The organism is Streptomyces incarnatus, assembly GCF_001027185.1.
GTDB classification, from domain to species: domain Bacteria; phylum Actinomycetota; class Actinomycetes; order Streptomycetales; family Streptomycetaceae; genus Streptomyces; species Streptomyces puniciscabiei.
Genome location: NZ_CP011497.1, coordinates 6,460,920 through 6,487,522 on the forward strand (window position 1 = coordinate 6,460,920; position 26,603 = coordinate 6,487,522).

Here is a 26,603-nt window from a genome sequence, read left to right on the forward strand (position 1 = left end):
GCGCACCGCCGCGCTGTCCGGGCCCTGTCTCGCGCCCGGACCACGTCCTTTTACGATCAGGTGCACCACGAGCCCTCCTTTGGAGTCCACTCAATGAAGACGATCGACGAACTTCTCGCCGCCGGCGTGAGCGGCAAGCGGGTCTTCGTCCGCGCCGACCTCAACGTGCCGCTGGAGAGCGGCACCATCACCGACGACGGCCGGATCCGCGCCGTGCTGCCCACCGTCAAGGCCCTCGCGGACGCGGGCGCCAAGGTGGTCGTCGCCTCCCACCTGGGCCGCCCCAAGGGCGCCCCGGACCCCGCCTTCTCCCTCGCGCCGGCCGCCTCCCGCCTGGGTGAACTCCTCGGCTCCGCCGTGGCCTTCGCGACCGACACCGTCGGCCGGTCCGCCCAGGACACGGTCGCCGGCCTCACCGACGGCCATGTCGCCGTCCTGGAGAACCTCCGCTTCAACCCCGGGGAGACCTCCAAGGACGACGCCGAGCGCGGTGCCTTCGCCGACCAGCTCGCCGCCCTCGCCGACGTCTACGTCGGTGACGGCTTCGGCGCGGTACACCGCAAGCACGCCTCCGTCTACGACCTGGCGAAGAAGCTGCCGCACTACGCCGGCTACCTCATCGCCACCGAGGTCGGCGTCCTGAAGCAGCTCACCGAGGACGTCAAGCGCCCTTACGTCGTCGCGCTCGGCGGCGCCAAGGTCTCCGACAAGCTCGCCGTCATCGACCAGCTGCTCGGCAAGGCCGACCGCCTGCTCATCGGCGGCGGCATGGCCTACACCTTCCTCAAGGCCAAGGGCTACGAGGTCGGCATCTCCCTCCTGCAGGAGGACCAGATCCCGGCCGTCACCGAGTACATGGAGCGCGCCGAGAAGCAGGGCGTCGAGCTCGTGCTCCCCGTCGACGTCCTGGTCTCCCGGGAGTTCCCGGACCTGAAGACCAAGGCGCCGGCCGACTACACCGTGGTCGACGCGGACAAGATCCCCGCCGACCAGGAGGGCCTGGACATCGGCCCGAAGACCCGAGAGCTGTACGCCTCGAAGCTCGCCGACGCCGCGACCGTCTTCTGGAACGGTCCCATGGGCGTCTTCGAGCACCCCGACTACGCCCAGGGCACCGCAGCGGTCGCCCAGGCCCTCGTCGACTCGAACGGCTTCTCCGTCGTCGGCGGCGGTGACTCCGCCGCTGCCGTGCGTACGCTCGGCTTCGACGAGAACGCATTCGGCCACATCTCGACCGGTGGCGGCGCCTCCCTCGAATACCTCGAGGGCAAGACGCTCCCCGGCCTCGCCGCACTGGAGGACTGACCTTTGAGCACGCGCACGCCGCTGATGGCGGGCAACTGGAAGATGAACCTCAACCACCTCGAGGCCATCGCGCACGTCCAGAAGCTCGCCTTCGCCCTGGCCGACAAGGACTACGAGGCCGTCGAGGTCGCCGTCCTGCCGCCCTTCACCGACCTGCGCTCCGTGCAGACCCTGGTCGACGGCGACAAGCTCAGGATCAAGTACGGCGCCCAGGACATCTCCCAGCACGACTCCGGCGCCTACACCGGCGAGATCTCCGGCCCGATGCTGGCCAAGCTGAAGTGCACCTACGTGGTCATCGGCCACTCCGAGCGCCGCCAGTACCACGCCGAGAGCGACGCACTGGTGAACGCCAAGGTCAAGGCCGCCTACAAGCACGGTCTGACCCCGATCCTGTGCGTCGGCGAGGAGCTGGACGTCCGCGAGGCGGGCAACCACGTCACCCACACCCTCGCCCAGGTCGAGGGCGGTCTGAAGGACCTCCCGGCCGAGCAGGCCGAGACGATCGTGATCGCCTACGAGCCCGTGTGGGCCATCGGCACCGGCAAGGTCTGCGGTGCCGACGACGCCCAGGAGGTCTGCGCCGCCATCCGCGCCAAGATCGCCGAGCTGTACTCGCAGGACGTGGCCGACAAGGTCCGCATCCAGTACGGCGGCTCCGTGAAGGCGGGCAACGTCGCCGAGATCATGGCCAAGGCCGACATCGACGGTGCCCTGGTCGGCGGCGCCTCGCTGGACGCCGACGAGTTCGTCAAGATCGTGCGTTTCCGCGATCAGTGACGCATGCTGTGAGTAGGCGCTAGCGGCGATACGTCGTACGCTTGCGGGGGCACGGCCGAGGTGCTGTGCCCCCGTCGTCCATCCGAATCCGAGGAAGTTGGTCCAGCCGTGGTTTTGGGGTTCTCGATCGCCCTGATCGTCTTCAGCCTGCTGCTGATGCTGCTGGTGCTGATGCACAAGGGGAAGGGCGGCGGCCTCTCCGACATGTTCGGTGGTGGCATGGCGTCGTCCGTCGGCGGCTCCTCGGTCGCCGAGCGCAACCTCGACCGGATCACCATCGTGGTCGGTCTGCTGTGGTTCGCGTGCATCGTTGTCCTCGGCATCCTGATGAAGACGAACAGCTGAGACGAACAGCTGGGACGCAGCTGAGAGGTACAGCTGGCAACCCGCGCAGCACACACATCACGCATATTCGGTACGTAAGGCCCCATGTTCGGTACGCGCTCCTGGGCGCGGCCTATCATGGGGCTTGCGTCTAGGAGCGGGGCCCTTGTAACTCCAATCACTGGACGCGCGTTGGGCCTTACGTAGACTGAGGCGCTCGCAGCGAAGCGAAACGCCGACTCGCTTCGCGGCACCATCACGCAGGGAGTTACACCGTGGCAAGTGGCAACGCGATCCGAGGAAGCCGGGTCGGGGCGGGGCCGATGGGCGAGGCCGAGCGCGGCGAGTCCGCGCCGCGGCTGCGCGTCTCCTTCTGGTGCTCCAACGGGCACGAGACGCAGCCGAGCTTCGCCAGCGACGCGCAGGTCCCCGACACCTGGGACTGCCCGCGCTGCGGCTTCCCGGCCGGACAGGACCGGGACAACCCGCCGGACCCGCCGCGCACCGAGCCGTACAAGACGCACCTGGCGTACGTACGGGAGCGGCGCAGCGACGCGGACGGCGAGGCGATCCTCGCCGAGGCGCTCGCCAAACTGCGGGGCGAGATCTAGCACTTGACACCGGCCGGGCGCCTCGAGGTGCCTGGTGGGAACCGTCTCCGCCCGCTCGCGGCCGACCGATTGTCAGTGGCACCCTCTACGGTTTTTCGTGAGCCGTTCTTCGACGGCACGGATCGTGAGGGGGAGCGGTGCCGGGGGTCGGGAAAGAGCACGTGGGGGCGCCCGCGTGGCGCGGGGGATTCGGGCGGCTGTGGACGGCCGCCGTGGTGTCCCGGTTCGGGGACGCGTTGCGGAACTCGGCGCTGCCCCTGCTCGCCGTACGGCTCAGCGACGAACCGCTGGTCATCGCCTCGGTGACGGCCTGTGGGTATGTGCCGTGGCTGCTGTTCGGACTGCTCGGCGGGGCCGTGGCCGACCGGGTCGACGGGCGGCATGCGATGTGGGCCGTGGACACGGTCCGCTGCCTGCTGGTGGCCGCGTTCGCCGTCGCCGTGGGACTGGGCCATGCCTCGATCCCCCTGCTGCTCGCCCTCGCCTTCGCGTTGACGACGCTCCAGACCCTCTTCGACAACGCCGCCACGGCCCTGCTGCCCGCGCTCGTGGACCGCGCGGCCCTGGGCGGCGCCAACGCCCGGCTGATGACCGGCCAGCAGATCGCCGGCGGTCTGCTCGCCGCCCCGCTGGTGCCGCTGCTGCTGACGGCGGGCGCGTTCATGCCGTTCGCCGCCGACGCGTGCACCTTCCTGGCGGCCGCCGCCCTCGTGGCGTCCCTGCGGACACGTCCGCCGGAGCGCGCGCCCCGCCCCGCGGGCAGCACCCTGCGGACGGAGATCGGGGCGGGCCTGCGCGCCCTGTGGGGCGACCGGGCCCTGCGCGCGACCTGCGTGGCCACGCTGCTGTGCAACATCGGCATGGGCGCCCTGATCGCCACCCTGGCGCTGCATGTGACGCGCTGGCTGGACGCGGGCAACGCCGGATACGCGGCCGCGATGACGGCGTTCTCGGTGGGCAGCATCACGGGCGGATTCGTCGCCCAGCGCCTCGCGCGCCGCACCGGCCGGGTGCGGGCCCTGCTCGTCGCCGGCAGCGTCCAGACGTCGTCACTGCTGCTCATCGGATCCGTCCGGCACCTGGCCGCGCTCGTCACCGGCATGCTGCTGCTCGGTGCCATGAACATGGTGTGGAACGTCAACCAGGTCACCCTGATGCAGCAGCGCAGCCCCGAGGCGATGGTGGGCCGTATCGCCTCCGCGTTCCGTACGGCCTCGACCTCCGGCGCCCCGCTCGGCGCCCTCCTCGGTGGAGTGGCGGCCCGGACGTACGGTCTGAACGGTCCGGCCCTGCTCGCCGCCGTCCTGTTCGCCCTCGCCGTCACCTCGCTGATACCGGCCCGCAAGCCGGACGTACCTGTTGTTGCGCCGCACGACGACGCCATGACGGCTCGTACCGCGCAGTGATCAATTAGGTTGGAACAGCTGGGACAGGCACGAAAGAAGGCGGAAGTCGGAAATGAACGCAGACGGCCGTACCAGGCTCAACCAGACGCCCGAGTGGACCGCTCTCGCCAAGCACCGGGAGGAGCTGGCCGACACCCATCTCAGGGAGCTGTTCGCCGCCGATCCCGGGCGCGGTGAGGGATACACGCTCCAGGTCGGCGATCTGTACCTCGACTACTCGAAGCACCTGGTCACCGACGAGACCCTGCGGTTGCTGCGCGAGCTGGCGGCCGCCACGGACGTGTTCGGCCTACGGGACGCCATGTTCCGTGGCGAGAAGATCAACGTCACCGAGAACCGTGCGGTCCTGCACACCGCGCTGCGCGCCCCGCGCGACGCGGTGATCGAGGTCGACGGGGAGAACGTGGTCCCGAAGGTGCACGCCGTCCTCGACCGGATGAGCGACTTCGCCGACCGCGTCCGCTCCGGAGCCTGGACCGGCCACACCGGCAAGCGCATCAAGAGCGTCGTCAACGTCGGCATCGGCGGCTCCGACCTGGGCCCCGCGATGGCGTACGAGGTGCTGCGCAGCTTCACCGACCGCGCTCTGACGGTCCGCTTCGTCTCCAACGTGGACGGCGCCGACCTGCACGAGGCCACGCGGGACCTGGACCCGGCCGAGACGCTGTTCATCATCGCCTCCAAGACCTTCACCACCATCGAGACCATCACCAACGCGACGAGCGCGCGGACGTGGCTGGTGGAGGCGCTGGGCGACGAGTCGGCAGTGGCCAAGCACTTCGTCGCCCTGTCCACGAACGCCGGAAAGGTCGCCGAGTTCGGCATCGACACGGCCAACATGTTCGAGTTCTGGGACTGGGTCGGCGGCCGCTACTCGTACGACTCCGCGATCGGCCTGTCCCTCATGATCGCCATCGGACCCGACCGGTTCCGGGAGATGCTCGACGGCTTCCGGCTGGTCGACGACCACTTCCGCACCGCCCCCGCCGAGGCCAACGCGCCCCTGCTGCTGGGCCTGCTGGGCATCTGGTACGGCAACTTCCACGACGCCCAGTCGCACGCGGTGCTGCCGTACAGCCACTACCTGTCGAAGTTCACCGCCTACCTCCAGCAGCTGGACATGGAGTCCAACGGCAAGTCGGTGCAGCGGGACGGCCGGCCGGTGGAGTGGCAGACCGGACCGGTCGTGTGGGGCACCCCGGGCACCAACGGGCAGCACGCCTACTACCAGTTGATCCACCAGGGCACCAAGCTCATCCCGGCCGACTTCATCGGCTTCGCCGAGCCGGTGGGGGAGCTCAACGACCAACTCAAGGCGCAGCACGACCTGTTGATGGCCAACTTCTTCGCGCAGACCCAGGCGCTGGCCTTCGGCAAGACCGCCGAGGAGGTCCGCGCGGAGGGCGTGCCGGAGGAGCTGGTCCCGCACAAGACCTTCCAAGGCAACCGGCCGACGACGACCATCCTGGCGAAGGAGCTGACCCCGTCCGTCCTCGGCCAGCTGATCGCGCTCTATGAGCACAAGGTGTTCGTGCAGGGCGCGGTGTGGCACATCGACTCCTTCGACCAGTGGGGCGTGGAGCTGGGCAAGGTGCTGGCCAAGCGGGTCGAGCCGGCCCTGACCGAGGGTGCCGAGGTCGAAGGCCTCGACGCGTCGACGAGGAGACTGGTCGCCAAGTACCGGGAACTGCGCGGCCGTAGCTGACGGGCGAACACGGGGGCCGGACGGGGCGGCGGCCCGCACGGGGGCCGGCCCGCCCGGCTCCCGTAGACTCCCCGATGATCACGTGAGTCACGACTCGGGGGAGTGCGCAGTGGCCGCTGGGCGGGGGAGCCGCACCGGATCCGCGGAGCGCGGACGGAACTTTCTGAAGGCCCATCACGCCGCCTGGGCGGTGTTCCACCCCGCGTGGATACCCGAACCGCTCGATCCGGCGGTGGAGGAGCTCAAGCGGATCCGCGTCGCCGCCGGCACCGTCGCGGCGGTCGGTGTCTACACCTTCGTCGAGGGCGGCTTCGCTCCCGAGGAGATGCTCCAGAACCTGCTGATCGCCTCGGCCGTCCTGCTGGGCATCACCCCGCTCACGGTCGGGGTGATGCTCCTCGTCTGGCGGCGCACCGGCAGCCTGCGCCCGTTGCGTCCGGCGCTGCTCAGGGCCCTCGGCCTGCTGCTGATCTTCGTCGGCTCGGTCGTCGCGACCGTCCTGCTGATGCAGAACATGAACACCCTGGGCTACTCCATGCTCGCCGGCCTGGGCATCGTCCCGGTGGGTCTGCTGACCCTGTGGATGGTGTGGTTCGTCGGCGCCGGAGCCCTCCGGATCAACGGGAACTTCTTCGGCACGGCAGCCGTGCACCGCTGTCTCCCGCCGCTGCTGGCCATGGTCACCAGCTGGCTGATGGCCCTGCCCGACCTCCTCACCGGAGACCTGCACGGCCTCGGCCTGCTGCTGGGCATCGTGTTCGTCCTCGGCGCCCCCGTGACGGTCTCGGCCATCGCGCTGTACGAGCTGGCGCTGCTCAAGCGGAGACACGGCATCCGGCTGACCGCGCATCCGGCGCTGCGCGCACCCCAGGGGCCGTACCACAACCGCAGGTACAACAGCGGGTATCCCCACGGGAGTTGAGTTCCCGAGGGACCCGGTCAGGCCACCGCGCTCAGCGTGTCCGCGAGGCGGCTGCGTGCCGCGCGGGCCGCGGGCAGTGCCGCCAGCGCCGCCGCCCCGAGCACGGCGGCCGCGCCCAGCGCGAGCAGCAGCGTGGGCGACGGGGACTGGGCGATCCCCGCGCCGATGCCGCTGGAGCTGCCCTGGGCGTCGATCAGCCGGCGCCCCAGCGGCAGCCCCAGCGCCGTGCCGGCGATCACCGCGGTCAGGGCCGTACAGCTCGTCGCCGTGACGGTGATCGCGGTGATCTGCCGTGGGGACATGCCGATCGCCTTCAGTGCCAGCACGTCCCGCTCGCCCTCGCGGACGCTGCCGCCGATGGCGGTGAGCAGCTCGACCAGCCCGATCAGCGCCAGTACGGCGATCAGCCCGGCGACGACTCCGCGCAGCGGGGAGAGCCCGTCGGCGGGGTTTTCCACCGGGTGCACGTCCAGGTGGCCCCGGCCGGCCGCGGACAGCGCGGCGGTGACCCGCTGCGGGTCGGTACCGGGGCGCAGCCGCAGTTCGTAGAAGGCGGGGGCCAGCGCGGGGTCGTTCTCGCGGAGGGTGTCCAGGGAGGTGGTCACCACCCGGCCGGCGTTCTGCGGTTCGATGCTGCGGCCGACGATGTGCAGGATCTGCGGCCGGTCGCCCACCGTCATCCGCACCCAGTCACCGACCCGTGCGTGCAGCAGGTCCAGCAGGCCCTGGCCGGCCACCGCCTCGTCCGGTCCGCGTGCGGCCCGGCCCTCGGCGAGGGCGTAGGGGTAGGGCTCGGCGCGGGTGCCGACGCCGCGCAGCGCGATGGTGCCGGTCTGGCCGGGGACCAGCGCGGCGACCTCGACTCCGGGGTAGGCGGCGGCGACCCGGTGATCGCCGGTGAGCAGGGCCCGTACGGCGGACGTGTCCAGGGCACCGTCGGAGCGGGCGGTGAGGGACGTCGGCAGACCCATGTGGTCCGGGCTGCTGTGGAAGCGGTCGATGGTGGTCCAGGCGCTGAGCGCCACCACGATCAGCAGCAGCGGCAGGGTCAGCCGGGCCACGGTGGCCAGCGACCGGCCGCGCCCCGAGAACGCCTTGTGACAGCCGAGGACCAGCGCGGCCGGCAGCCGCAGCCCGAGCGCCCGCCGAGCCGCTCCGGTCAGCCGCCCGCCGGCCGGCGCGGTCCGGCGCGGCACCGGAACCGGCGGCACCCGCCCGGCCCGCCACGCCGCGAGCCCCGTCGTCAGGCCGATGAACAGCACCGCGCCCACGGGCACCACGAACAGCGCCACGGTGTGCCCCGGCAGCCCCTGCCACACGCCCACGGCGTCCCCGAGCCGGCCGGGGATCCTCCTGCCCAGGACCTGGGTGAGCGCCGCGGCGGCCACCGAGCCGAGCAGCGCGTACGCCAGGTGCTGGAGCAGGAAGATCCGGACGACCTGGCCGGGGGTGAAGCCGATCGCCTTCAGCACCGAGATGTCCCGCAGATGCCCGCGGATGCGGGTGGCGATCGCCCCGTGCACGGCGAACCCGGCGGCGATCAGGGCGCCGAGACCGAACAGGCCGAGCACCTGCCCGAGCAGCCGGTTGTCGCCCTGGGCGGCGGAGCGCGCCTGCTGCCAGGTGGAGACCTCGCCGACCGCGCCCGCGCCCAGCACCGTGACGGCACGCTGCACGGCGTAGTCCGTGTCGCCCGGGTCGGCCAGGCGCAGCCCGATCACCTGGCCGCCGGGAGCGCGTACGGCGGAGGGCAGGGCCCACACCAGCCCCGGCTGCTCGCCCGGGCTGTAGCGCGGCTCGGCACTGTCCGCGATGCCCTCGACGGTCAGGGTGCGGGCGGTGCCCGGCAGCGTGAGGGTGTCCCCGGGCTCGGCCAGCAGCGCCCGGGCCAGGCCGGTCTCCAGCACCACGCCGTCCGGTTCGGCCGGATCCAGCCAGTGCCCGGCGGTGAGCAGCGGCCGCCCGACGGACGGCAGCCCCGGCGTGCCGCGCAGCTCCACGGAGGCGCGGGTGCCGCGTACGGCGACAGTGGCGGACTCGGTGCGGTAGGGGCCGGCCACGGAGTCGACACCGTCCAGCCGGGCCAGCCCGCGGGCGTCGGCCGACGGCACGGTGTGGATCCACACATGCGCGCCGCGGGCCTGGGTGAACACGCGCTGCCAGGGGTTGGTCGCGTACCCGAACAGGGCGGTGGCCAGCAGCAGCGAGACGACGATCCCGGCGGTGGCCAGCACGAGGAACAGCGCCTCGCCCCGGTGGGTGCGCAGGTCGGAGTGCGCCCAGCGCCGACCGGCTGCGCCGCTGAAAACCCCGCGATGCGCCGTCGGTCGTGTGCGGCGCCGTCGTGGCTGGTCGCGCAGTTCCTCGCGCCCCTTCGGGGCGCTGCCCGGCCGATGCCCTGCCATCAGTCCCTCAGCTCCAGCACCCCCGAGATCCCCGGCTTCCGGGACCCGGTGGTGCCGTCCAGGGCGGCGTCGTCGGCTATCCGGCCGTCGAAGAAGCTGATCACGCGGTCGGCGGCGCTCGCCAGCCGGGCGTCATGCGTGACCAGCACGATCGTCTGGCCGCGTCCGTGGAAGCGGGACAGCAGCCGCATGACCTCCCGCGTGCCCTTGCTGTCCAGGCTGCCGGCGGGTTCGTCGGCCAGCAGCAGCGGCGGATGGTTGACCAGGGCCCGGGCGAGCGCCACCCGCTGCTGTTCGCCGCCGGACAGCTCGCCCGGCATGCTGCGCTCCTTGCCCGTGAGCCCCAGCTCGGCCAGCAGCTCCTCGCGCTCGGCGCGCGCCTTCTTCGGCGGGACGCCGGCGAGCAGGGCGGGCAGCTCGACGTTGTCGGCGACGGACAGGTTCGACACCAGGTTGAAGAACTGGAACACGATCCCGATGGCCTTGCGGCGCTCCACCGCCCAGCGGGCCTCGCCGAAGGAGTCCGTGCAGCGTCCGTCCAGCCAGATGCTGCCCGCGTCCGGCCGCTGCAGTCCGCCGAGCAGATGCAGCAGGGTCGACTTGCCCGCGCCCGACGGGCCGGTGATCGCCACGAACTCGCCCCGCGCCACGGACAGGTCGACCCCGCGCACGGCATGCGCGGGCGCGCCCTCGCCGTGGTGCGTCTTCACCAGCCCCTCGGCCCGGAGCACCGGAGCAGTGTCCTCGCTCATTCCCGTGCTCATTCCAGTTCCTCCTGGCACCGCTCGAGCCAGTCGAGGTCGGCCTGCAGATGCAGCATCGCGCCCTCGATGAGCAGCTGGGCGATGCGGTTGTCCCGGTTCTCGGCCGCGGCCAGTTTCGACAGGTCGCGCATGGTGTTGAGGTACTGGCGCCGCTGCCTGTTGATGAGGGCGATCTGGTCGGCGAGACCCGTCTGCGGGGCGAGGGCGAGCTTCATGAAGAACTCGTCCCGCACCCGCGGCTCGTCCTCGGTCTCCTCGAACCAGGCGTGCAGCGCCTCCCGCCCGGCGTCGGTGAGGTGGTAGACCTTCTTGTTGGGCCGGCTGGACTGCTCGACGTCCTCGCCCTCGATCAGTCCCGACTTCTCGAGGCGGCCGAGGGTGACGTAGATCTGGCCGACGTTCGGCTGAGGGTACGCGGAGCCCAGCAGTTGCTCAAGGTCCTGCTTCAGCTCGTAGCCATGGGCCGGGCCACGGGCGAGGAGTGCCAGGAGGGGCAGGCGCACTCGTGCTGTCCTCCTGTCTGCTCACAATGTGCTCCAGGCCCTAGTATCGCCCATACCTAACAGGTATACATGGCCTCTGACTCCCGGGCGAGGGTGCCCGGAGCCGTGTGCATGTGTTCAGGGAGGAACCTATGCGGTGGATACGCGCCGCCGGTAGGGGCCTTCTCGTTCTCGTAGTGATCATGACCGGGTACGTCGCCTCGGGCGCGCGTGCCGACGAGGGTACGGGAGCCGGCCGCGGTCCGCTCACCCTGGCCACCGCCGGCGACCTCACCGGCTATCTCGCCCCGCTGCTGCAGGGCTGGAACCGCACCCACCCCGGCGAGAAGGTCACCCTCGTCGAGCTGCCGGACTCCGCCGACGAGACCCATGCGCAGATGACCACCGACCTGCGCGGTGGCGACCGGGGCCGCTTCGACGTCCTCAACATCGACGTCAACTGGACCTCGGAGTTCGCGGCCGCCGGCTGGATCCGCCCGCTGCCCCCTGATCGCTTCCCGCTGAAGAGCTTCCTGCCGCCGGTCGTGGACACGGCCACCTACGACGGCCGGCTGTACGCGGTCCCGTACGTGACGAATGCCGGACTTCTCCTGTATCGCAAGGACATCCTCGCCAAGGAGGGCGTGCCGCCGCCGCGCACCTGGGCCGAGCTGGAGCGCGACGCGAAGACCATCGCGCCCAAGTACCACCTCGGCGGCTACGCGGGCCAGTTCCTGCCGTACGAGGGCCTCACCGTCAACGCGGCCGAGGCCGTCTACTCGGCGGGCGGCACGATCCTCGGCGGCGAGGGTACCCGGGTCACCGTCGACTCCGCCGCCGCCCGCGAGGGCATCGGCTTCCTCGCCCGCGGCGTCCGCGAGGGCTGGATACCGAAGGCGGCGCTGACGTACAAGGAGGAGGAGTCCAAGCAGGCCTTCCAGGACGGCAGGCTGCTCTTCCTGCGCAACTGGCCCTATGCGTACGCCGTGGCCTCGGCCAAGGGCTCCAAGGTGGCCGGGAAGATCGGCGCCGTACCGCTGCCCGGACCCGACGGACCGGGGACCAGTGTGCTCGGCGGCTCCGACCTCGCCGTGAACTCCCATGCCCGGCACCCCGATTCGGCCGCCCGCCTGATCGCCTACCTCACCAGCGCGCCGGTCCAGCGCCAGGTGCTCACCCGGGGCGCCCTGCCGCCCGTGCGCGCCGCGCTCTACGAGGATCCCGCGCTCATCAGGCGGTTCCCCTACCTCCCGACCCTGCGCGCCGCCGTGCTGACGGCCCGGCCGCGCCCCAAGAGCCCGCACTACGACCAGGTCAGCCTGGTGGTGCAGGCGGTGGTGCAGGACGCGCTCGCCGGGCGGGAGACGCCCGGACAGGCCGTGCGCCGGCTCGCGCGCGAACTCGACGCGATCGCTCGTCGCTAGTTACTTGTTAAGTAACGCGCAGATCTCATCTCGATGCGCGATGCCCCTTTAAGTCCAGTTTTGCGCAGTCAACTCACCAGTAGCCTGCGTTCTTTTCGTTGACACCTCCGCGACACGCCTACCTAACATGCATGCATGCTGAGTAAGTACCACTGGTGGCGTGACGCGGTGATCTACCAGGTCTACGTCCGCAGCTTTCTCGACAGCACCGGCGACGGCATCGGCGATCTGGCCGGCGTCCGGGCCGGGCTGCCGTACCTGAAGAAGCTGGGCGTCGACGGGATCTGGCTGAGCCCGTTCTACCCCTCGCCCCAGCACGACCACGGCTACGACGTGGCCGACTACTGCGGGGTCGACCCGCTCTTCGGCGACCTCGCCGAGTTCGACCTGCTGATGGCGGCCGCCCACCGGCTCGGCATCAAGGTGCTCCTGGACATCGTGCCCAACCACTGCTCCAGCGAGCACCCGTGGTTCCGCGAGGCGCTCGGCAGCGCGCCCGGCAGCCCGGCCCGCGCCCGCTTCCACTTCGCCGACGGCCGCGGCCCGGACGGCGCCGAACCGCCCAACAACTGGCACGCCATGTTCGGCGGCCCGGCCTGGACCAGGGTCGGCGACGGCCAGTGGTACCTGCACATGTTCACGCCCGAACAGCCCGACTGGAACTGGCGCACCCCCGAGGTCGCCGCCGAGTTCGACCGCGTCCTGCGCTTCTGGCTCGACCGGGGCGTCGACGGCTTCCGCATCGACGTCGCCGCCGGCCTCTACAAGCACCCCGAACTGCCCGACTCCGACGACCCGGAGGCCGACGCCCGCACCCGCGACTCGGTCAACCCCCTCGCCTGGAACCAGCCCGAGGTGCACGAGGTGTGGCGGCGGTGGCGCGCGACCTGCGAGGAGTACACGGCCCGCGACGGCCGCGAGCGCCTCCTCGTCGGCGAGGTCTCCGTCCCCACCGCCCGCGAACACGCCCTGTACGTCCGCCCGGACGAACTCCACCAGGCCTTCTTCTTCGACCTGCTCGGCGCCCCCTGGGACGCCGACGCCTTCCGCAAGGTCATCACCGAGGCCATGCAGGACATCGCCGGCACCGGCTCCACGGTCACCTGGGTCCTCAACAACCACGACCAGGTCCGCACCGTCACCCGCTACGGCGAACCCGCCCCCGAGGGCAGCGGCCTCGGCGCCGCCCGCGCCCGCGCCGCGGCCCTGCTGATGCTGGCGCTGCCCGGAGCGGCGTACATCTACCAGGGCGAGGAGCTGGGCCTGCCCGAGGTCGTCGACCTGCCCGACGACGTCCTCACCGACCCGATATTCCGCCGCACCGGCAGCCGGGCCCGCATCCGCGACGGCTGCCGGGTGCCGCTGCCCTGGTCCGGACAGGCCTCCCCGTTCGGCTTCACCTCCGGCGTGGAGGGCGCCAAGCCCTGGCTGCCGCAGCCCGACTACTTCGCCGAGTACGCCACCGACCGCGCCCTCGCCGACACCCGCTCGTTCTGGCACCTGTACCGCGACGGCCTCCAACTCCGGGCGAACCTGCCGCAGTTGGGCGAGGGCACGCTCGACTGGCTGGACACCCCGCCCGGCGTCCTCGCCTTCACCCGCGGCGACGGCCTAGTCTGCGCCGTCAACTTCGGTACGGCGCCCGCGCCCGCCCCGGTCTCCGGCACCCCCCTGCTGTCCAGCGGCCCCTGCCCGGCCGGCGTCCTGCCCGGCGCCACGGCCGCCTGGTGGCTCAGCGACCTCTGACCCCCGTCACCGTCACCTCACCTCCCCGAAGGGACATCAACGATGATGCGACGACGTACCACCCTGCTCACCAGCTGCACCGCCCTCGCCCTGGCGCTCGGCGCGACCGCCTGCGGCGGCGGGCCCGTCTCGGCCGGCGGCGGTGACAAGGCGCTCAGCGGCCAGACCGTCACCGTGGCGGGCGTCTGGACCGGCAGCGAACAGAAGAACTTCCAGAAGGTGCTGGACGCCTTCACCGCGAAGACCGGCGCCAAGACGCAGTTCATCTCCACCGGCGACAACGTCTCCACCGTCGTCGGCAGCAAGATCGAGGGCGGCAACGCGCCCGACGTCGTGATGGTCCCGCAGGTCGGCGTGCTCGACCAGTTCGCGAAGAAGGGCTGGCTCAAGCCGCTCTCCCCGACGGCGCAGTCGACGATCACCGCCGACTACGCGCCCGTGTGGAAGAAGTACGGCAGCGTCGACGGCACCCTGTACGGCCTCTACTTCAAGGCCGCCCACAAGTCCACCGTCTGGTACAGCCCCGACGCGCTCTCCCAGGCCGGGGTCAAGCCGCCGAAGACGTACGACGAGATGCTCAAGGCCGGCCACACCGTCTCCGACTCCGGGCTCGCGGCCTTCGCGGTCGGCGGTGAGGACGGCTGGACCCTCACCGACTGGTTCGAGAACATCTACCTCTCCCAGGCCGGACCCGAGAAGTACGACGCCCTCGCCGCGCACAAGCTGAAGTGGACCGACGCGAGCGTGGTCAAGGCGCTGGGGACGCTCGGCAAGCTGTTCAAGGACAAGCAGCTGATCGCGGGCGGCCAGAAGGAGGCCCTGAACACCGACTTCCCCAGCTCGGTGGAGAAGGTGTTCGGACCCAAGCCCGAGGCCGGCATGGTCTACGAGGGCGACTTCGTGGGCGGCGTCGCGCACGACCAGTTCGGCAAGACCATCGGCAAGGACGCGAACTTCTTCCCGTTCCCGGCGGTCGACGGCGGCACGGCACCCGTGGTCAGCGGCGGCGACGCGGCGGTCGTCCTCAAGGACGGCAAGAACGCCACGGCCGGCATGAAGCTCCTGGAGTACCTGGCCACCCCGGAGGCCGCGGCCGTGTGGGCGAAGGCGGGCGGCTTCCTGTCCCCGAACAAGAAGCTCGACCCGGCCTCCTACGGCGACGACGTCACCCGCGCCACCGCCAAGTCCCTGATCGACGCGGGCGACTCGGTCCGCTTCGACATGTCCGACCAGGCCCCGGCGGCCTTCGGCGGCACCAAGGGCGCCGGCGAGTGGAAGCTCCTCCAGGACTTCCTGCGCGACCCGTCGGACCCGAAGGGCACCGCGGCGAAGCTGGAAGCCGCCGCGGCCAAGGCCTACCAGGGCTGAGCGGCAGCCATCATGACCGCCACCGCTCTCGTGAAACAGCAGGCGGGCCCGCGGGCCGCCGGCGCGGCGCGCGGGCGCCGCAGCCGGCGGCGCGCCCGGCTGATCGCCCTGCTCTTCGTCTTCCCCGCGCTGCTCCTGCTCGGCGCGCTCGTCGTCTACCCGGTGCTGTTCTCCGTCGGCCGCAGCTTCTTCGACGCCTCCGGCACCCGGTTCGTCGGCGGCGGCAACTACGCCGAGATGTTCCGCGACCCGGCCACCCTGAAGGCCATCCGCAACACCGCCATCTGGGTGGTGGTGGCCCCGGCCCTGCTGACCGGCCTCGGCCTGATCCTGGCCGTGCTGGTCGAGAAGGTCCGCTGGGCCACCGCCTTCAAGCTGCTGCTCTTCATGCCGATGGCGGTGTCCTTCCTGGCCGCCGGCATCATCTTCCGGCTCGCCTACGACGAGGACCCGAACAAGGGCGTCCTGAACGCGGCCGTGGTCTCCGTCCACGACGCCTTCGAGGGCACCTCGTCGTACCCGACGGCGCGCGGCCGCCAGGGCCTGCTGACCCAGGACCACGACGGCTCGTACCGTACGACCGCCTCCACCGGCCACTCGGTGGCGCTCCCGATGGTCGGCGTGCTGCCCAAGGACCTGCCCAAGGGCGCCGAACCCGCAGCCGCGGCGGCCGCGCGCGAGGCGGCGCCCGGCGAGCTGCGCGGGGTCGTCTACCTCGACTTCACCCCCGGCGGCGGAGGCAGGCAGGGCAAGGTCGACCCCAAGGAGAGCGGCCTGCCCGGCATGACGGTCCAGGCGGTGCGCGACGGCAGCACGGTCGCGAGCGCGACCACCGCCGCCGACGGCTCCTTCCGCTTCCCCGGGCTGCGCGCGGGCTCGTACACGGTGAGACTGCCCGCGTCCAACTTCGCCCCGCCCTACCAGGGCGTCTCCTGGCTCGGCCCGGCCCTCGTCACCCCGGCGATCATCGGGGCGTACCTGTGGATCTGGACCGGCTTCGCGATGGTGCTGATCGGCGCGGGCCTCGCCACCCTGCCCCGGGACGCGCTGGAGGCGGCCCGGATGGACGGCGCGAACGAGTGGCAGATCTTCCGCAGGATCACCGTGCCGCTGCTGGCCCCCGTGCTGACGGTCGTCTTCGTGACCCTGGTGATCAACGTGATGAAGGTCTTCGACCTCGTCTACATCATCGCGCCCGGACCGGTGCAGGAGGACGCCACGGTGCTCGCCACCCAGATGTGGCTCGTGTCCTTCGGCGGCGGCAACAACCAGGGCCTCGGCAGCGCCCTCGGCGTGCTGCTCCTGCTGCTGGTGATCCCCGCGATGGTCTTCAACGTCCGCCGCTTCCGCAACAGCCAACGATGAGGAGTCAGCGATGAACGCGATCAGGCGGGGCCTGGGCAACGGCCTGGTGCAGGCCTTCCTGGTGGTGATCGGCCTGGTCTGGCTGACCCCGCTCGCAGGCCTCTTCGTGTCCTCCCTGCGCTCGGCGCAGGACACCGCGAAGGGCGGCTGGTGGACCGCGCTCACCAGCCCCGGCCAGCTGTCCTTCGACAACTACTCGGCGCTGCTGAAGAACTCCGGGATGACGCAGGCCTTCTGGAACACGGTGCTGATCTCGGTGCCGGCCACGACGCTCGTCGTGGTCATCGCCGCCCTCGCCGGATACGCCTTCGCCTGGCTGGACTTCCCGCTGCGGGAGCCCCTCTTCCTGCTGGTGGTGGCCCTGCTGGTGGTGCCGGTCCAGATCGGCCTGCTGCCGGTGGCCAAACTCTTCGGCGCGCTGGGCCTGTTCGGCACGATCCCCGGCGTGGTCCTCTTCCACGTGGCCTACGGCCTGCCCTTCGCCGTGTTCCTGCTGCGCAACTACTTCGCGGAGATGCCGAAGGAGATGCTGGAGGCGGCCCGGATGGACGGCGGCAGCGAGTGGCGCATCTTCACGCGCCTGGTCCTGCCGGTGGGGCGTCCCGCGATCGCCTCGCTCGCGATCTTCCAGTTCCTCTGGGTCTGGAACGACATGCTGGTCGCGCTGCTCTTCGCCGACAGCTCCTCCCAGCCGCTGACCGTGGAACTCCAGTCCCAGATCCGCCAGTTCGGCAGCAACATCGACGTCCTGGCCCCGGGCGCGTTCCTGTCCCTGATCGTGCCGGTGGTGGTGTTCTTCGCCTTCCAGCGGCACTTCGTGCAGGGCGTGATGGCGGGCTCGGTCAAGTGACCGAGCCCGCCGGGCTCACGCGTACGTCCAGCGCCAGGCGCTGCCGCTGTAGGAGCACGTGATCGCCGTGCCGGACGCGTCGGTGGTCGTCGCCCCGTGGTCGCTGCCGCGGCAGAACTGGCCCGCCCGGTAGCAGTTGCCCGCGTTGGAGACGATGGAGCAGGTGCCGCTGTCGGTTCCGCTGCTGCCGGTGTCGTCACCGCGCACGGTGCCGGAAGCGGCCTCGGTGACGGTGACGGTCGGCCCGGGTGTTCTGACGGTCTTCGTCCTGGTGACCGTCGGCCCGGGCTCCGGCCGGGCGGTCACGGTGGTCGTGGCCGTGACGGTCACCGTGGGCCGCGGCGGCGGGGCCGACGCCTTGGCCGTGCTGTCGTGCGTGGACTGGCCACAGCCGGCCGCGCCGACGGCCAGCAGGGCGACGCAGGCGGCCCACACCCGCGTGCGTCGGTGCGGACTCTTGTACGGATGCATGGTCACTCTCCCGGAACGGCGCGGCGTCAGCCGTGGAAGGTGATGTAACCGTTGCCGTCCCGGTCGTCGCGGGACTTGGTGTAGGCGTGGGTGTCCGCGTGGGCGCCGGACGGCTTGTAGAGGTAGATGGTGTCCTTGTCGTTGTTCCAGATGAAATTGCAGTTCTGGCGGTAGACGACGTTGCCCGCGTCCGAGTCGGTGCCGTGGCCGCCGCGCAGCTTCACGTAGTCGCCGGGTTCGAGGTAGTGGTTGGAGGGGAACGTGAACCGGTTCCCGGCGGCGTCCTTGACGACGTAGCCCTTGAGGTTGACGGTCGTGCTGCGCGAGTAGTTCTTGATGGTCACGTACTCGTCGCGGGTGTTGCCCGTACGGCAGTTGTTGGAGTCCCGCCCCGGGGCGTCGTACTGGACGCCCTTGATCTTCAGGGCGGAGGAGTACTCGGTGGCCTGGGCCGGAGCCGCGACGACGACGGCGAGCGTTCCGGCCGTGACGGCAGCGGCCAGCGCGAAGCGTATACGCATGAGGTCCCCCCTCAGTGGTGCGGTGTACAGCACCAGGAGCTTACCCAAAAGTTGAGCGTTGCACGGATTTTTCGTGCAGAAAATGTGAAGCTCCGTTGAGGGGGGACCTCAGTGGTTCAGTGGCTCACGGCGAAGCCGGCGGATACAGCGACCTCGGCAGCTGCGAAGCCGCGGCCGAGTCCAGCAGCCACAGGGTGCGGGAGCGGCCGTACGCACCCGCCGCCGGGGCCTGGATCTCGCCCGCGCCCGACAGGGCGATGGCCGCGGCCTCCGCCTTGTCCGCGCCGGCCGCGAGCAGCCAGACCTCGCGGGCCGAACGGATCGCCGGGAGGGTGAGGGAGATCCGGGTCGGCGGGGGCTTGGGCGCGCCGTGCACGCCGATCACCGCGCGTTCCGTCTCCCGGACCCCCGGATGCTCCGGGAACAGCGAGGCCACGTGGGTGTCCGGGCCGACGCCCAGCATCAGGACGTCGAAGGTCGGCACCGAGCCGTGGTTCTCCGGTCCGGCCGCCTTCGCCAGCTCCGCCGCGTACGCCTCCGCCGCCGCGCCGACGTCCGTGCCGTACGGGCCGTCGGAGGCGGGCATGGCGTGCACGCGCTCCGGGTCCAGCGGGACGGAGTCGAGCAGGGCCTCGCGGGCCTGCGTGACATTGCGCTCGGGGTCGCCCTCGGGCAGGTAGCGCTCATCGCCCCACCACAGGTCGAGCCGGCCCCAGTCGATGGCGTCCCGGGCCGGGGCCGCCGCCAGCGCGGCCAGCAGGCCGTTGCCGTTGCGGCCGCCCGTGAGGACCACGGACGCGGTGCCCCGGGAGGCCTGCGCGTCCACGATCTTCGTGATCAGGCGGGCCGCGGCGGCCTGCGCCATCAGGTCCTTGTCGCGGTGGACGACCAGCTGCGGAGTGCTCACTTCGCCGCCGCCTTCCTCGCCGGTGCCTTCTTCGCGGTCCTGGCGGCCGCCTTCTTCGCGGGCGCCTTGACCGCTTCCTCCACGGGCTCCGGCTCGGCCACCGGCTCACCGGCCGCAGGCTGCTGTTCCGGAACCGTGTTCAGCCGCTCCACGCCGTAGCGCAGCGCCGACGCGTAGGTGTCGTCCGGGTCGAGCCGGCGCAGCTCCTCCGCGATCAGCTCGGCGGTCTCCCGCCGCTTCAGCGCCACCGCGCGGGCCGGCTGGCCCTCGATGGCCAGCGTGGCCAGCGTGCCGTCCGCGCGGTCCAGGGTGATCGGGCCGCAGCTCGTGTCCATGCGGACCGCGGTGAGACCCGGCCCGCCCGACAGCGAGCGCTTCACCGGTACGTCCAGCCGGTCCGCGAGCCACATCGCCAGCAGCTCACAGCTCGGGTTGAACTCCTCGCCCTCCACCTCGACGGCCGTCACCTCACAGGTGACCTGGTCCAGGGCGGCCGCCAGCATCGAACGCCACGGCGTGATCCGGGTCCAGGACAGGTCGGTGTCGCCCGGCGTGTAGGCCTCGGCGCGCGCGGACAGCTCCCGCACCGGCTGCTCGGCGGTGTAGGTGTCCGTGACCCGGCGCTGGGCGAGCGCGCCCAGCGGGTCCTTCGCCGGATCCAGCGGGGCGTTCACCGGCCACCACACGACCACCGGCGCGTCCGGCAGCAGCAGCGGCAGCACGACCGAGTCGGCGTGGCCCACGACCTCGCCGTACAGCCGGAGCACGACCGTCTCGCCGGTGCCCGCGTCCGCGCCCACCCGCACCTCGGCGTCCAGACGCGAGGAGGTGCGGTCGCGCGGGCTGCGGGAGACCCGCTTGATGACCACCAGCGTGCGCGAGGGGTGCTCGCGCGAGGCGTCGTTGGCGGCCTTCAGCGCGTCGTAGGCGTTCTCCTCGTCGGTGACGATGACGAGGGTCAGGACCATGCCGACGGCAGGGGTGCCGATGGCCCGGCGGCCCCGCACGAGCGCCTTGTTGATGTCGCCGGCGGTGGTGTCGGTCAGGTCTATCTTCATGGCCGGCGCCAGCTCCGTCCGTCTCGTGCGAGCATCTCGTCCGCCTCGGCGGGACCCCAGGTGCCCGACGGGTACTGCGCGGGCCTGCCGTGCTTGTCCCAGTACTCCTCGATCGGGTCGAGGATCTTCCAGGACAGCTCGACCTCCTCCGTGCGCGGGAAGAGGTTGGCGTCGCCCAGCAGCACGTCCAGGATCAGCCGCTCGTACGCCTCCGGGCTGGACTCCGTGAAGGACTCGCCGTAGGCGAAGTCCATCGACACGTCCCGGATCTCCATCGAGGTGCCCGGCACCTTCGAACCGAACCGCACGGTCACGCCCTCGTCCGGCTGGACGCGGATCACGATCGCGTTCTGGCCCAGCTCCTCCGTCGCCGTGGTGTCGAAGGGGGAGTGCGGGGCCCGCTGGAAGACCACGGCGATCTCCGTCACCCGGCGGCCGAGGCGCTTGCCGGTGCGCAGATAGAAGGGGACGCCCGCCCAGCGGCGGTTGTCTATCGCCAGCTTGATCGCGGCGTACGTGTCGGTCTTCGACTTCGGGTCGATGCCGTCCTCTTCGAGGTAGCCGATGACCTTCTCGCCGCCCTGCCAGCCGGCCGCGTACTGCCCGCGCACGGTGCTGCGGCCCAGGTCCCTGGGCAGCCGTACGGCGCCCAGCACCTTCTCCTTCTCCGCGGCCAGCGCGGACGCGTCGAAGGAGGCCGGCTCCTCCATCGCCGTCAGGGCCATGAGCTGCAGCAGGTGGTTCTGGATGACGTCACGGGCGGCGCCGATGCCGTCGTAGTAGCCGGCCCGGCCGCCGATGCCGATGTCCTCGGCCATGGTGATCTGCACATGGTCCACGAAGGACCGGTTCCAGATCGGCTCGAACATCGTGTTGGCGAACCGCAGCGCCAGGATGTTCTGGACGGTCTCCTTGCCGAGGTAGTGGTCGATCCGGAACACCTGGTCCGGCTCGAACACCTCGTGCACGACCTTGTTCAGTTCCTCGGCCGACTTCAGGTCGTGCCCGAACGGCTTCTCGATGACCGCGCGCCGCCAGGAACCGCCGGACTGCTCGGCGAGACCGTGCTTCTTCAGCTGCTGGATGACCACCGGGAAGGAGCGCGGCGGCACCGACAGGTAGAAGGCGAAGTTGCCGCCCGTGCCCTGGGCCTTGTCCAGCTCCTCGATGGTGGAGCGCAGCCGCTCGAACGCGTCGTCGTCGTCGAAGGTGCCCTGGACGAAGCGCATCCCCTGGATGAGCTGCTGCCAGACCTCCTCGCGGAACGGCGTACGGGCGTGCGCCTTGACGGCGTCGTGGACCTCCTGCGCGAAGTCCTCGTTCGCCCACTCGCGGCGGGCGAAGCCCACCAGCGAGAAGCCCGGCGGCAGCAGACCCCGGTTGGCGAGGTCGTACACCGCGGGCATCAGCTTCTTGCGGGACAGGTCGCCCGTGACACCGAAGATGACCAGACCCGACGGCCCCGCGATGCGCGGGAGCCGTCGGTCGGCCGGGTCACGAAGCGGGTTCGCTCCGGAACCGGAAAGGGGTGACAACTCAGCCCTCCGAAGGGGCGAGGCGCTCGAGCTCCGCCTGGGTGGACTTCAGCAGGTCGTTCCAGGACGCCTCGAACTTCTCGACGCCCTCGTCCTCCAGCACCTGCACGACGTCGTCGTACGAGATGCCGAGCTTCTCCAGCGCGTCCAGGTCGGCACGCGCCTGCTCGTAGGTGCCGGCGACGGTGTCCCCGCTGATCTCGCCGTGGTCCTCGGTGGCCTCCAGCGTGGCCTCCGGCATGGTGTTGACCGTGTTCGGGGCGACCAGCTCGGTGACGTACAGGGTGTCCGGGTACGCCGGGTCTTTCACGCCGGTCGACGCCCACAGCGGACGCTGCTTGTTGGCGCCGGCGTTCTCCAGCGCCTGCCAGCGGCTCGAGGAGAAGACCTCCTCGTACGCCTGGTAGGCGAGGCGCGCGTTGGCGACGGCGGCCTTGCCGCGCAGCGCCTTGGCCTCGTCGGTGCCGATGCCGTCCAGGCGCTTGTCGATCTCGGTGTCCACGCGGGACACGAAGAAGGACGCCACGGAGTGGATCAGCGAGATGTCCAGGCCGCGCTCCTTGGCCTTCTCCAGGCCGGAGAGGTAGGCGTCCATGACGGCCCGGTACCGCTCCAGGGAGAAGATCAGCGTCACGTTGACGCTGATGCCGAGGCCGATCGTCTCGGTGATCGCCGGCAGACCCGCCTGGGTGGCCGGGATCTTGATCAGGGTGTTGGGGCGGTCCACCAGCCAGGCCAGCTGCTTGGCCTCGGCGACGGTGGCCCGGGTGTTGTGCGCCAGGCGCGGGTCCACCTCGATGGAGACACGGCCGTCCTTGCCGCCGGTGGCGTCGTAGACCGGGCGCAGGATGTCGGCGGCGTCGCGGACGTCCGCCGTGGTGATCATCCGGATGGCCTCTTCGACGGTGACCTTGCGGGCGGCCAGGTCCGCGACCTGCTGCTGGTAGCCGTCGCCGCCGCTGATCGCCTTCTGGAAGATCGTCGGGTTGGTGGTGACGCCCACGACGTGCTGCTGGTCGATCAGCTCGGCGAGGTTGCCGGACGTGATCCGCTTGCGCGACAGGTCGTCCAGCCAGATCGCGACGCCTTCCTCGGAGAGGCGCTTGAGTGCGTCTGTCATGGAATTACATCTCCTACGTGTCGTATATGAGCGTCAGCGCTGGGCGGCGGCGAGGGATTCCCGGGCCTTGGCGGCCACGTTCTCGGCAGTGAAGCCGAACTCGCGGAAGAGCACCTTGCCATCGGCGGAAGCACCGAAGTGCTCCAGGGAAACGATGCGGCCGGCGTCCCCGACGTAGCGGTACCAGGTCAGCCCGATGCCCGCCTCCACGGCCACACGGGCCCGGACGGACGGCGGGAGCACGGAGTCCCGGTACCCCTGGTCCTGCTCCTCGAACCACTCGACGGACGGCATCGACACGACCCGCGTCGGAACGCCGTCGGCCTGCAGCCGCTCACGCGCCTCGACGGCCACGTGCACCTCGGAACCGGTGGCGATCAGGATCACCTGCGGCTCGCCGCCCTCGGCCTCGAACAGGACATAGCCACCGCGCGCGGCGTCCTCGTTGGGCTCGTACGTCGGCACGCCCTGGCGGGTGAGCGCCAGACCGTGCGGCTGACCCTTGCCGAACTCCTTGGTGTACCGCTTGAGGATCTCGCGCCAGGCGATCGCGGTCTCGTTGGCGTCGGCCGGGCGGACGACGTTCAGGCCGGGGATCGCGCGCAGCGAGGCCAGGTGCTCGACGGGCTGGTGGGTGGGGCCGTCCTCGCCGAGGCCGATGGAGTCGTGCGTCCACACGTACGTCACCGGCAGGTGCATGAGGGCCGACAGGCGCACCGCGTTGCGCATGTAGTCGGAGAAGACGAGGAACGTACCGCCGTAGACACGGGTGTTGCCGTGCAGCGTGATGCCGTTCAGCTCGGCGCCCATGGAGTGCTCGCGGATGCCGAAGTGGATGGTGCGGCCGTACGGGTCGGCCTCGGGCAGCGGGTTGCCCGCGGGCAGGAACGAGCTGTCCTTGTCGATGGTCGTGTTGTTCGACCCGGCGAGGTCGGCGGAGCCGCCCCACAGCTCGGGGATCACCGCGCCGAGCGCCTGCAGCACCTTGCCGGAGGCGGCACGCGTCGCCACGCCCTTGCCCGGCTCGAAGACCGGGATCTTCTCCTCCCAGCCGGTGGGCAGCTCGCCCTTGCTGATGCGGTCGAACTCGGCGGCACGCTCGGGGTTGTCGTCCCGCCACACCTGCAGCGCCTTCTCCCACTCGGCACGCGCCTGCGCACCGCGCTCCAGGGCCTTGCGGGTGTGGGTGATCACCTCGTCCTCGACGGCGAAGCTCTTCTCCGGGTCGAAGCCGAGGACGCGCTTGGTGGCCGCGACCTCCTCCTCGCCCAGCGCCGAGCCGTGCGCGGCCTCGGTGTTCTGGGCGTTCGGGGCGGGCCAGGCGATGATCGAGCGCATCGCGATGAAGGACGGCCGGTCGGTGACCGCCTTGGCCTCCTGGATCGCGGCGTAGATGGCCTGCGGGTCCAGGTCGCCGTTGTCCTGGGCCTCCACGCGCTGCACGTGCCAGCCGTAGGCCTCGTAGCGCTTGACGGTGTCCTCGGAGACGGCGGTCTCGGTGTCGCCCTCGATCGAGATGTGGTTGTCGTCCCACAGCAGGATCAGGTTGCCGAGCTTCTGGTGACCGGCCAGCGAGGACGCCTCCGCGGAGATGCCCTCCTGCAGGCAGCCGTCACCGGCGATGCAGTAGACGAAGTGGTCGAAGGGGGACTCGCCGACGGCCGCGTCCGGGTCGAACAGACCGCGCTCGTAGCGGGCGGCCATCGCCATGCCCACCGCGTTGGCGACACCCTGGCCCAGCGGGCCGGTGGTGGTCTCGACACCCTTGGTGTGCCCGTACTCCGGGTGGCCCGGGGTCTTCGAACCCCAGGTGCGGAAGGACTCCAGGTCCTCGAGCTCCAGGCCGAAGCCGGCGAGGTAGAGCTGCGTGTAGAGGGTCAGGGACGAGTGGCCGGCGGACAGCACGAAGCGGTCGCGCCCGACCCACTCGGGGTCGGCCGGGTCGTGCCGCATCACCTTCTGGAAGAGGGTGTAGGCGGCCGGGGCCAGGCTCATCGCCGTACCGGGATGGCCGTTGCCGACCTTCTGTACGGCGTCTGCGGCCAGGACCCGGGCGGTGTCCACGGCCCGCTGGTCCAGCTCGGTCCACTCAAGGTCTGTGGTGGTCGGCTTGGTGCTCACCCTGGGTCAGGGCTCCTCTCCACATGTCGGTCGCCGGTCTTCGGGGCATACGCCCACCCGGCCGCCGGCGCGCTTGTCGCCCGCCGGCCGGTGCCGAGCCTACCCCTGTGAGGACGTGCATTTTTTCGAGTGTTTCCAGACTGCCGGGACTCCGCACGATCCGCCTCCCGACTGGCCGAGAGGCCATTTGGCACATGAATACGGAGCTGGTCATCTGAGCGCTCAATCGAGTGCCGTGTCCCCTCTTATGGGGCTCCTCCGGGGCTCCTCTCATGGGGGGCCGCCAACACGACCCACCCCCGCGAAGGCCGGGGTCTGGGCAACGTCTAAAGTGGCGTGGTACGCGCGAGCCCTTTACCCCGACTTCACCCGGGGAGGCTCGCTGGGATGTCTCTGTCAGGGGTGTGCGTGACGGCCGTCGAATCACGTCCTGGGGGTCCCTCCCAGGCCCTTCAGGCCCTGGGGGAGGGCGTGCTGGGTGGTGCTGCGAGCCAGGGCCCGGTTCACCGGCCGTTCGGGGCCCGTGTCAAGGCGTTCGTGGCTCTGACCAAGCCGCGGATCATCGAGCTGCTGCTCATCACCACCGTTCCGGTGATGTTCCTGGCCCAGCGGGGCGTGCCCGACCTCGGGCTGGTCCTCCTGACCTGCGTCGGCGGCTATCTGTCGGCGGGCGGCGCCAACGCGCTGAACATGTACATCGACCGGGACATCGACGCCCTGATGGACCGCACCTCGCAGCGGCCGCTGGTGACCGGCATGGTCAGCCCGCGCGAGTGCCTCGCCTTCGGCGTCACCCTCGCGGTCGTCTCGACCCTCCTCTTCGGCCTCACCGTCAACTGGCTGTCCGCCTGGCTGTCCCTCGGCGCGCTCCTCTTCTACGTCGTCGTCTACACGATGATCCTCAAGCGGCGCACGTCGCAGAACATCGTGTGGGGCGGCATCGCGGGCTGCATGCCCGTGCTCATCGGCTGGTCGGCCGTGACGGACTCGCTCTCCTGGGCGCCGGTCATCCTGTTCCTGGTGATCTTCTTCTGGACTCCGCCGCACTACTGGCCGCTGTCCATGAAGGTGAAGGACGACTACGCGCGCGTGGGCGTGCCGATGCTCCCGGTCATCGCCTCCAACAAGGTCGTCGCCCGGCAGATCGTCGTCTACAGCTGGGTGATGGTCGCCGTCTCCCTGCTCCTCACCCCGCTCGGCTACACCGGCTGGTTCTACACGGCCGTCGCGCTGGCCGCCGGCGGCTGGTGGCTGTGGGAGGCCCACGGGCTGCAGAACCGGGCCAAGGCCGAGGTCACGGGCGCGAAGCTGAAGGAGATGCGGCTGTTCCACTGGTCGATCACCTATGTGTCGCTGCTGTTCGTGGCGATCGCGGTGGACCCGTTCCTGCGCTGACACCCCCTTTCTTCCCGG

23 protein-coding genes are annotated in these 26,603 nt (G+C 70.9%); 13 read left to right on the top strand and 10 right to left on the bottom strand.

Annotated elements, in window-relative coordinates; genetic code table 11:
- Positions 1–93 precede the first annotated feature (93 nt).
- The 7 genes from ABB07_RS29175 (at position 94) to ABB07_RS29205 (ending at position 7,053) form a co-directional block, all read left to right on the top strand.
- The gene (locus ABB07_RS29175; protein WP_208901501.1) at positions 94–1,305 is read left to right on the top strand and encodes a phosphoglycerate kinase; all 1,212 of its coding nucleotides are present in this window, start codon (positions 94–96) and stop codon (positions 1,303–1,305) included.
- Between the two features lie 3 nt (positions 1,306–1,308).
- Positions 1,309–2,085, top strand: coding sequence for a triose-phosphate isomerase (tpiA, locus tag ABB07_RS29180; protein ID WP_208901502.1), 777 nt, complete (start codon positions 1,309–1,311; stop codon positions 2,083–2,085).
- Between the two features lie 114 nt (positions 2,086–2,199).
- Complete coding sequence (gene secG, locus ABB07_RS29185) at positions 2,200–2,430, top strand: preprotein translocase subunit SecG (RefSeq protein ID WP_208903672.1); 231 nt, start codon at positions 2,200–2,202, stop codon at positions 2,428–2,430.
- Between the two features lie 302 nt (positions 2,431–2,732).
- Positions 2,733–3,020, top strand: a complete 288-nt coding sequence (locus ABB07_RS29190) for an RNA polymerase-binding protein RbpA (RefSeq protein ID WP_028422638.1) — start codon at positions 2,733–2,735, stop codon at positions 3,018–3,020.
- A 161-nt stretch (positions 3,021–3,181) separates the two neighbouring features.
- Positions 3,182–4,426: an MFS transporter gene (locus ABB07_RS29195; protein ID WP_208901503.1), complete on the top strand. Its 1,245-nt coding sequence runs from the start codon at positions 3,182–3,184 to the stop codon at positions 4,424–4,426.
- Between the two features lie 52 nt (positions 4,427–4,478).
- Complete coding sequence (gene pgi / locus ABB07_RS29200) at positions 4,479–6,131, top strand: glucose-6-phosphate isomerase (RefSeq protein WP_208901504.1); 1,653 nt, start codon at positions 4,479–4,481, stop codon at positions 6,129–6,131.
- A 109-nt stretch (positions 6,132–6,240) separates the two neighbouring features.
- Positions 6,241–7,053, top strand: coding sequence for a hypothetical protein (locus tag ABB07_RS29205; protein WP_208901505.1), 813 nt, complete (start codon positions 6,241–6,243; stop codon positions 7,051–7,053).
- 17 nt (positions 7,054–7,070) lie between these two features.
- Here ABB07_RS29205 and ABB07_RS29210 read toward each other — a convergent pair whose 3' ends face one another.
- The 3 genes from ABB07_RS29210 to ABB07_RS29220 are packed head-to-tail and all read right to left on the bottom strand — an operon-like array spanning position 7,071 to position 10,725.
- Positions 7,071–9,458, bottom strand: coding sequence for an ABC transporter permease (locus tag ABB07_RS29210; protein WP_208901506.1), 2,388 nt, complete (start codon positions 9,456–9,458; stop codon positions 7,071–7,073).
- Entirely contained in the window at positions 9,458–10,210 is a 753-nt protein-coding gene (locus tag ABB07_RS29215) for an ABC transporter ATP-binding protein (protein WP_208901507.1), read from the bottom strand. Before ABB07_RS29215 ends, ABB07_RS29210 begins: the two co-directional genes overlap by 1 nt.
- 8 nt (positions 10,211–10,218) lie before the next feature.
- The gene (locus ABB07_RS29220; protein WP_208901508.1) at positions 10,219–10,725 is read right to left on the bottom strand and encodes a PadR family transcriptional regulator; all 507 of its coding nucleotides are present in this window, start codon (positions 10,723–10,725) and stop codon (positions 10,219–10,221) included.
- A gap of 131 nt (positions 10,726–10,856) precedes the next feature.
- Between ABB07_RS29220 and ABB07_RS29225 the strand changes: the two genes are divergently transcribed.
- The 5 genes from ABB07_RS29225 (at position 10,857) to ABB07_RS29245 (ending at position 17,457) form a co-directional block, all read left to right on the top strand.
- Entirely contained in the window at positions 10,857–12,128 is a 1,272-nt protein-coding gene (locus ABB07_RS29225; protein WP_208901509.1) for an ABC transporter substrate-binding protein, read from the top strand.
- A 135-nt stretch (positions 12,129–12,263) separates the two neighbouring features.
- Entirely contained in the window at positions 12,264–13,874 is a 1,611-nt protein-coding gene (locus tag ABB07_RS29230; RefSeq protein ID WP_208901510.1) for a glycoside hydrolase family 13 protein, read from the top strand.
- A 42-nt stretch (positions 13,875–13,916) separates the two neighbouring features.
- Positions 13,917–15,242, top strand: a complete 1,326-nt coding sequence (locus ABB07_RS29235; RefSeq protein WP_208901511.1) for an ABC transporter substrate-binding protein — start codon at positions 13,917–13,919, stop codon at positions 15,240–15,242.
- Between the two features lie 12 nt (positions 15,243–15,254).
- The gene (locus tag ABB07_RS29240) at positions 15,255–16,607 is read left to right on the top strand and encodes an ABC transporter permease subunit (protein ID WP_208901512.1); all 1,353 of its coding nucleotides are present in this window, start codon (positions 15,255–15,257) and stop codon (positions 16,605–16,607) included.
- A 10-nt stretch (positions 16,608–16,617) separates the two neighbouring features.
- Positions 16,618–17,457, top strand: coding sequence for a carbohydrate ABC transporter permease (locus tag ABB07_RS29245; protein WP_055707831.1), 840 nt, complete (start codon positions 16,618–16,620; stop codon positions 17,455–17,457).
- A 15-nt stretch (positions 17,458–17,472) separates the two neighbouring features.
- On the opposite strand, the gene ABB07_RS29250 is transcribed toward ABB07_RS29245, so the two are convergent.
- The 7 genes from ABB07_RS29250 to tkt form a co-directional block, all read right to left on the bottom strand.
- Positions 17,473–17,928 carry a hypothetical protein gene (locus ABB07_RS29250; RefSeq protein ID WP_208901513.1) on the bottom strand — a complete coding sequence of 152 codons (456 nt, stop codon included), beginning with the start codon at positions 17,926–17,928 and terminating at the stop codon, positions 17,473–17,475.
- Between the two features lie 26 nt (positions 17,929–17,954).
- Entirely contained in the window at positions 17,955–18,449 is a 495-nt protein-coding gene (locus ABB07_RS29255; protein ID WP_208901514.1) for a lamin tail domain-containing protein, read from the bottom strand.
- 124 nt (positions 18,450–18,573) lie between these two features.
- On the bottom strand, positions 18,574–19,356 hold the full coding sequence (gene pgl, locus ABB07_RS29260; RefSeq protein WP_208901515.1) for a 6-phosphogluconolactonase: 783 nt from the start codon (positions 19,354–19,356) through the stop codon (positions 18,574–18,576).
- A complete protein-coding gene (opcA, locus tag ABB07_RS29265; protein ID WP_208901516.1) occupies positions 19,353–20,414 on the bottom strand; it encodes a glucose-6-phosphate dehydrogenase assembly protein OpcA in 1,062 nt (353 codons plus the stop codon). The genes pgl and opcA overlap by 4 nt, the downstream gene beginning before the upstream one ends.
- Positions 20,411–21,949 carry a glucose-6-phosphate dehydrogenase gene (zwf, locus tag ABB07_RS29270; protein ID WP_208901517.1) on the bottom strand — a complete coding sequence of 513 codons (1,539 nt, stop codon included), beginning with the start codon at positions 21,947–21,949 and terminating at the stop codon, positions 20,411–20,413. Before zwf ends, opcA begins: the two co-directional genes overlap by 4 nt.
- A gap of 1 nt (position 21,950) precedes the next feature.
- A complete protein-coding gene (gene tal / locus ABB07_RS29275; protein WP_208901518.1) occupies positions 21,951–23,069 on the bottom strand; it encodes a transaldolase in 1,119 nt (372 codons plus the stop codon).
- Positions 23,070–23,102: 33 nt separating this feature from the next.
- Positions 23,103–25,190 carry a transketolase gene (tkt, locus tag ABB07_RS29280; RefSeq protein WP_208901519.1) on the bottom strand — a complete coding sequence of 696 codons (2,088 nt, stop codon included), beginning with the start codon at positions 25,188–25,190 and terminating at the stop codon, positions 23,103–23,105.
- A gap of 387 nt (positions 25,191–25,577) precedes the next feature.
- Between tkt and ABB07_RS29285 the strand changes: the two genes are divergently transcribed.
- The gene (locus tag ABB07_RS29285; protein WP_425264770.1) at positions 25,578–26,585 is read left to right on the top strand and encodes a heme o synthase; all 1,008 of its coding nucleotides are present in this window, start codon (positions 25,578–25,580) and stop codon (positions 26,583–26,585) included.
- The last annotated feature ends 18 nt before the right edge of the window (positions 26,586–26,603 follow it).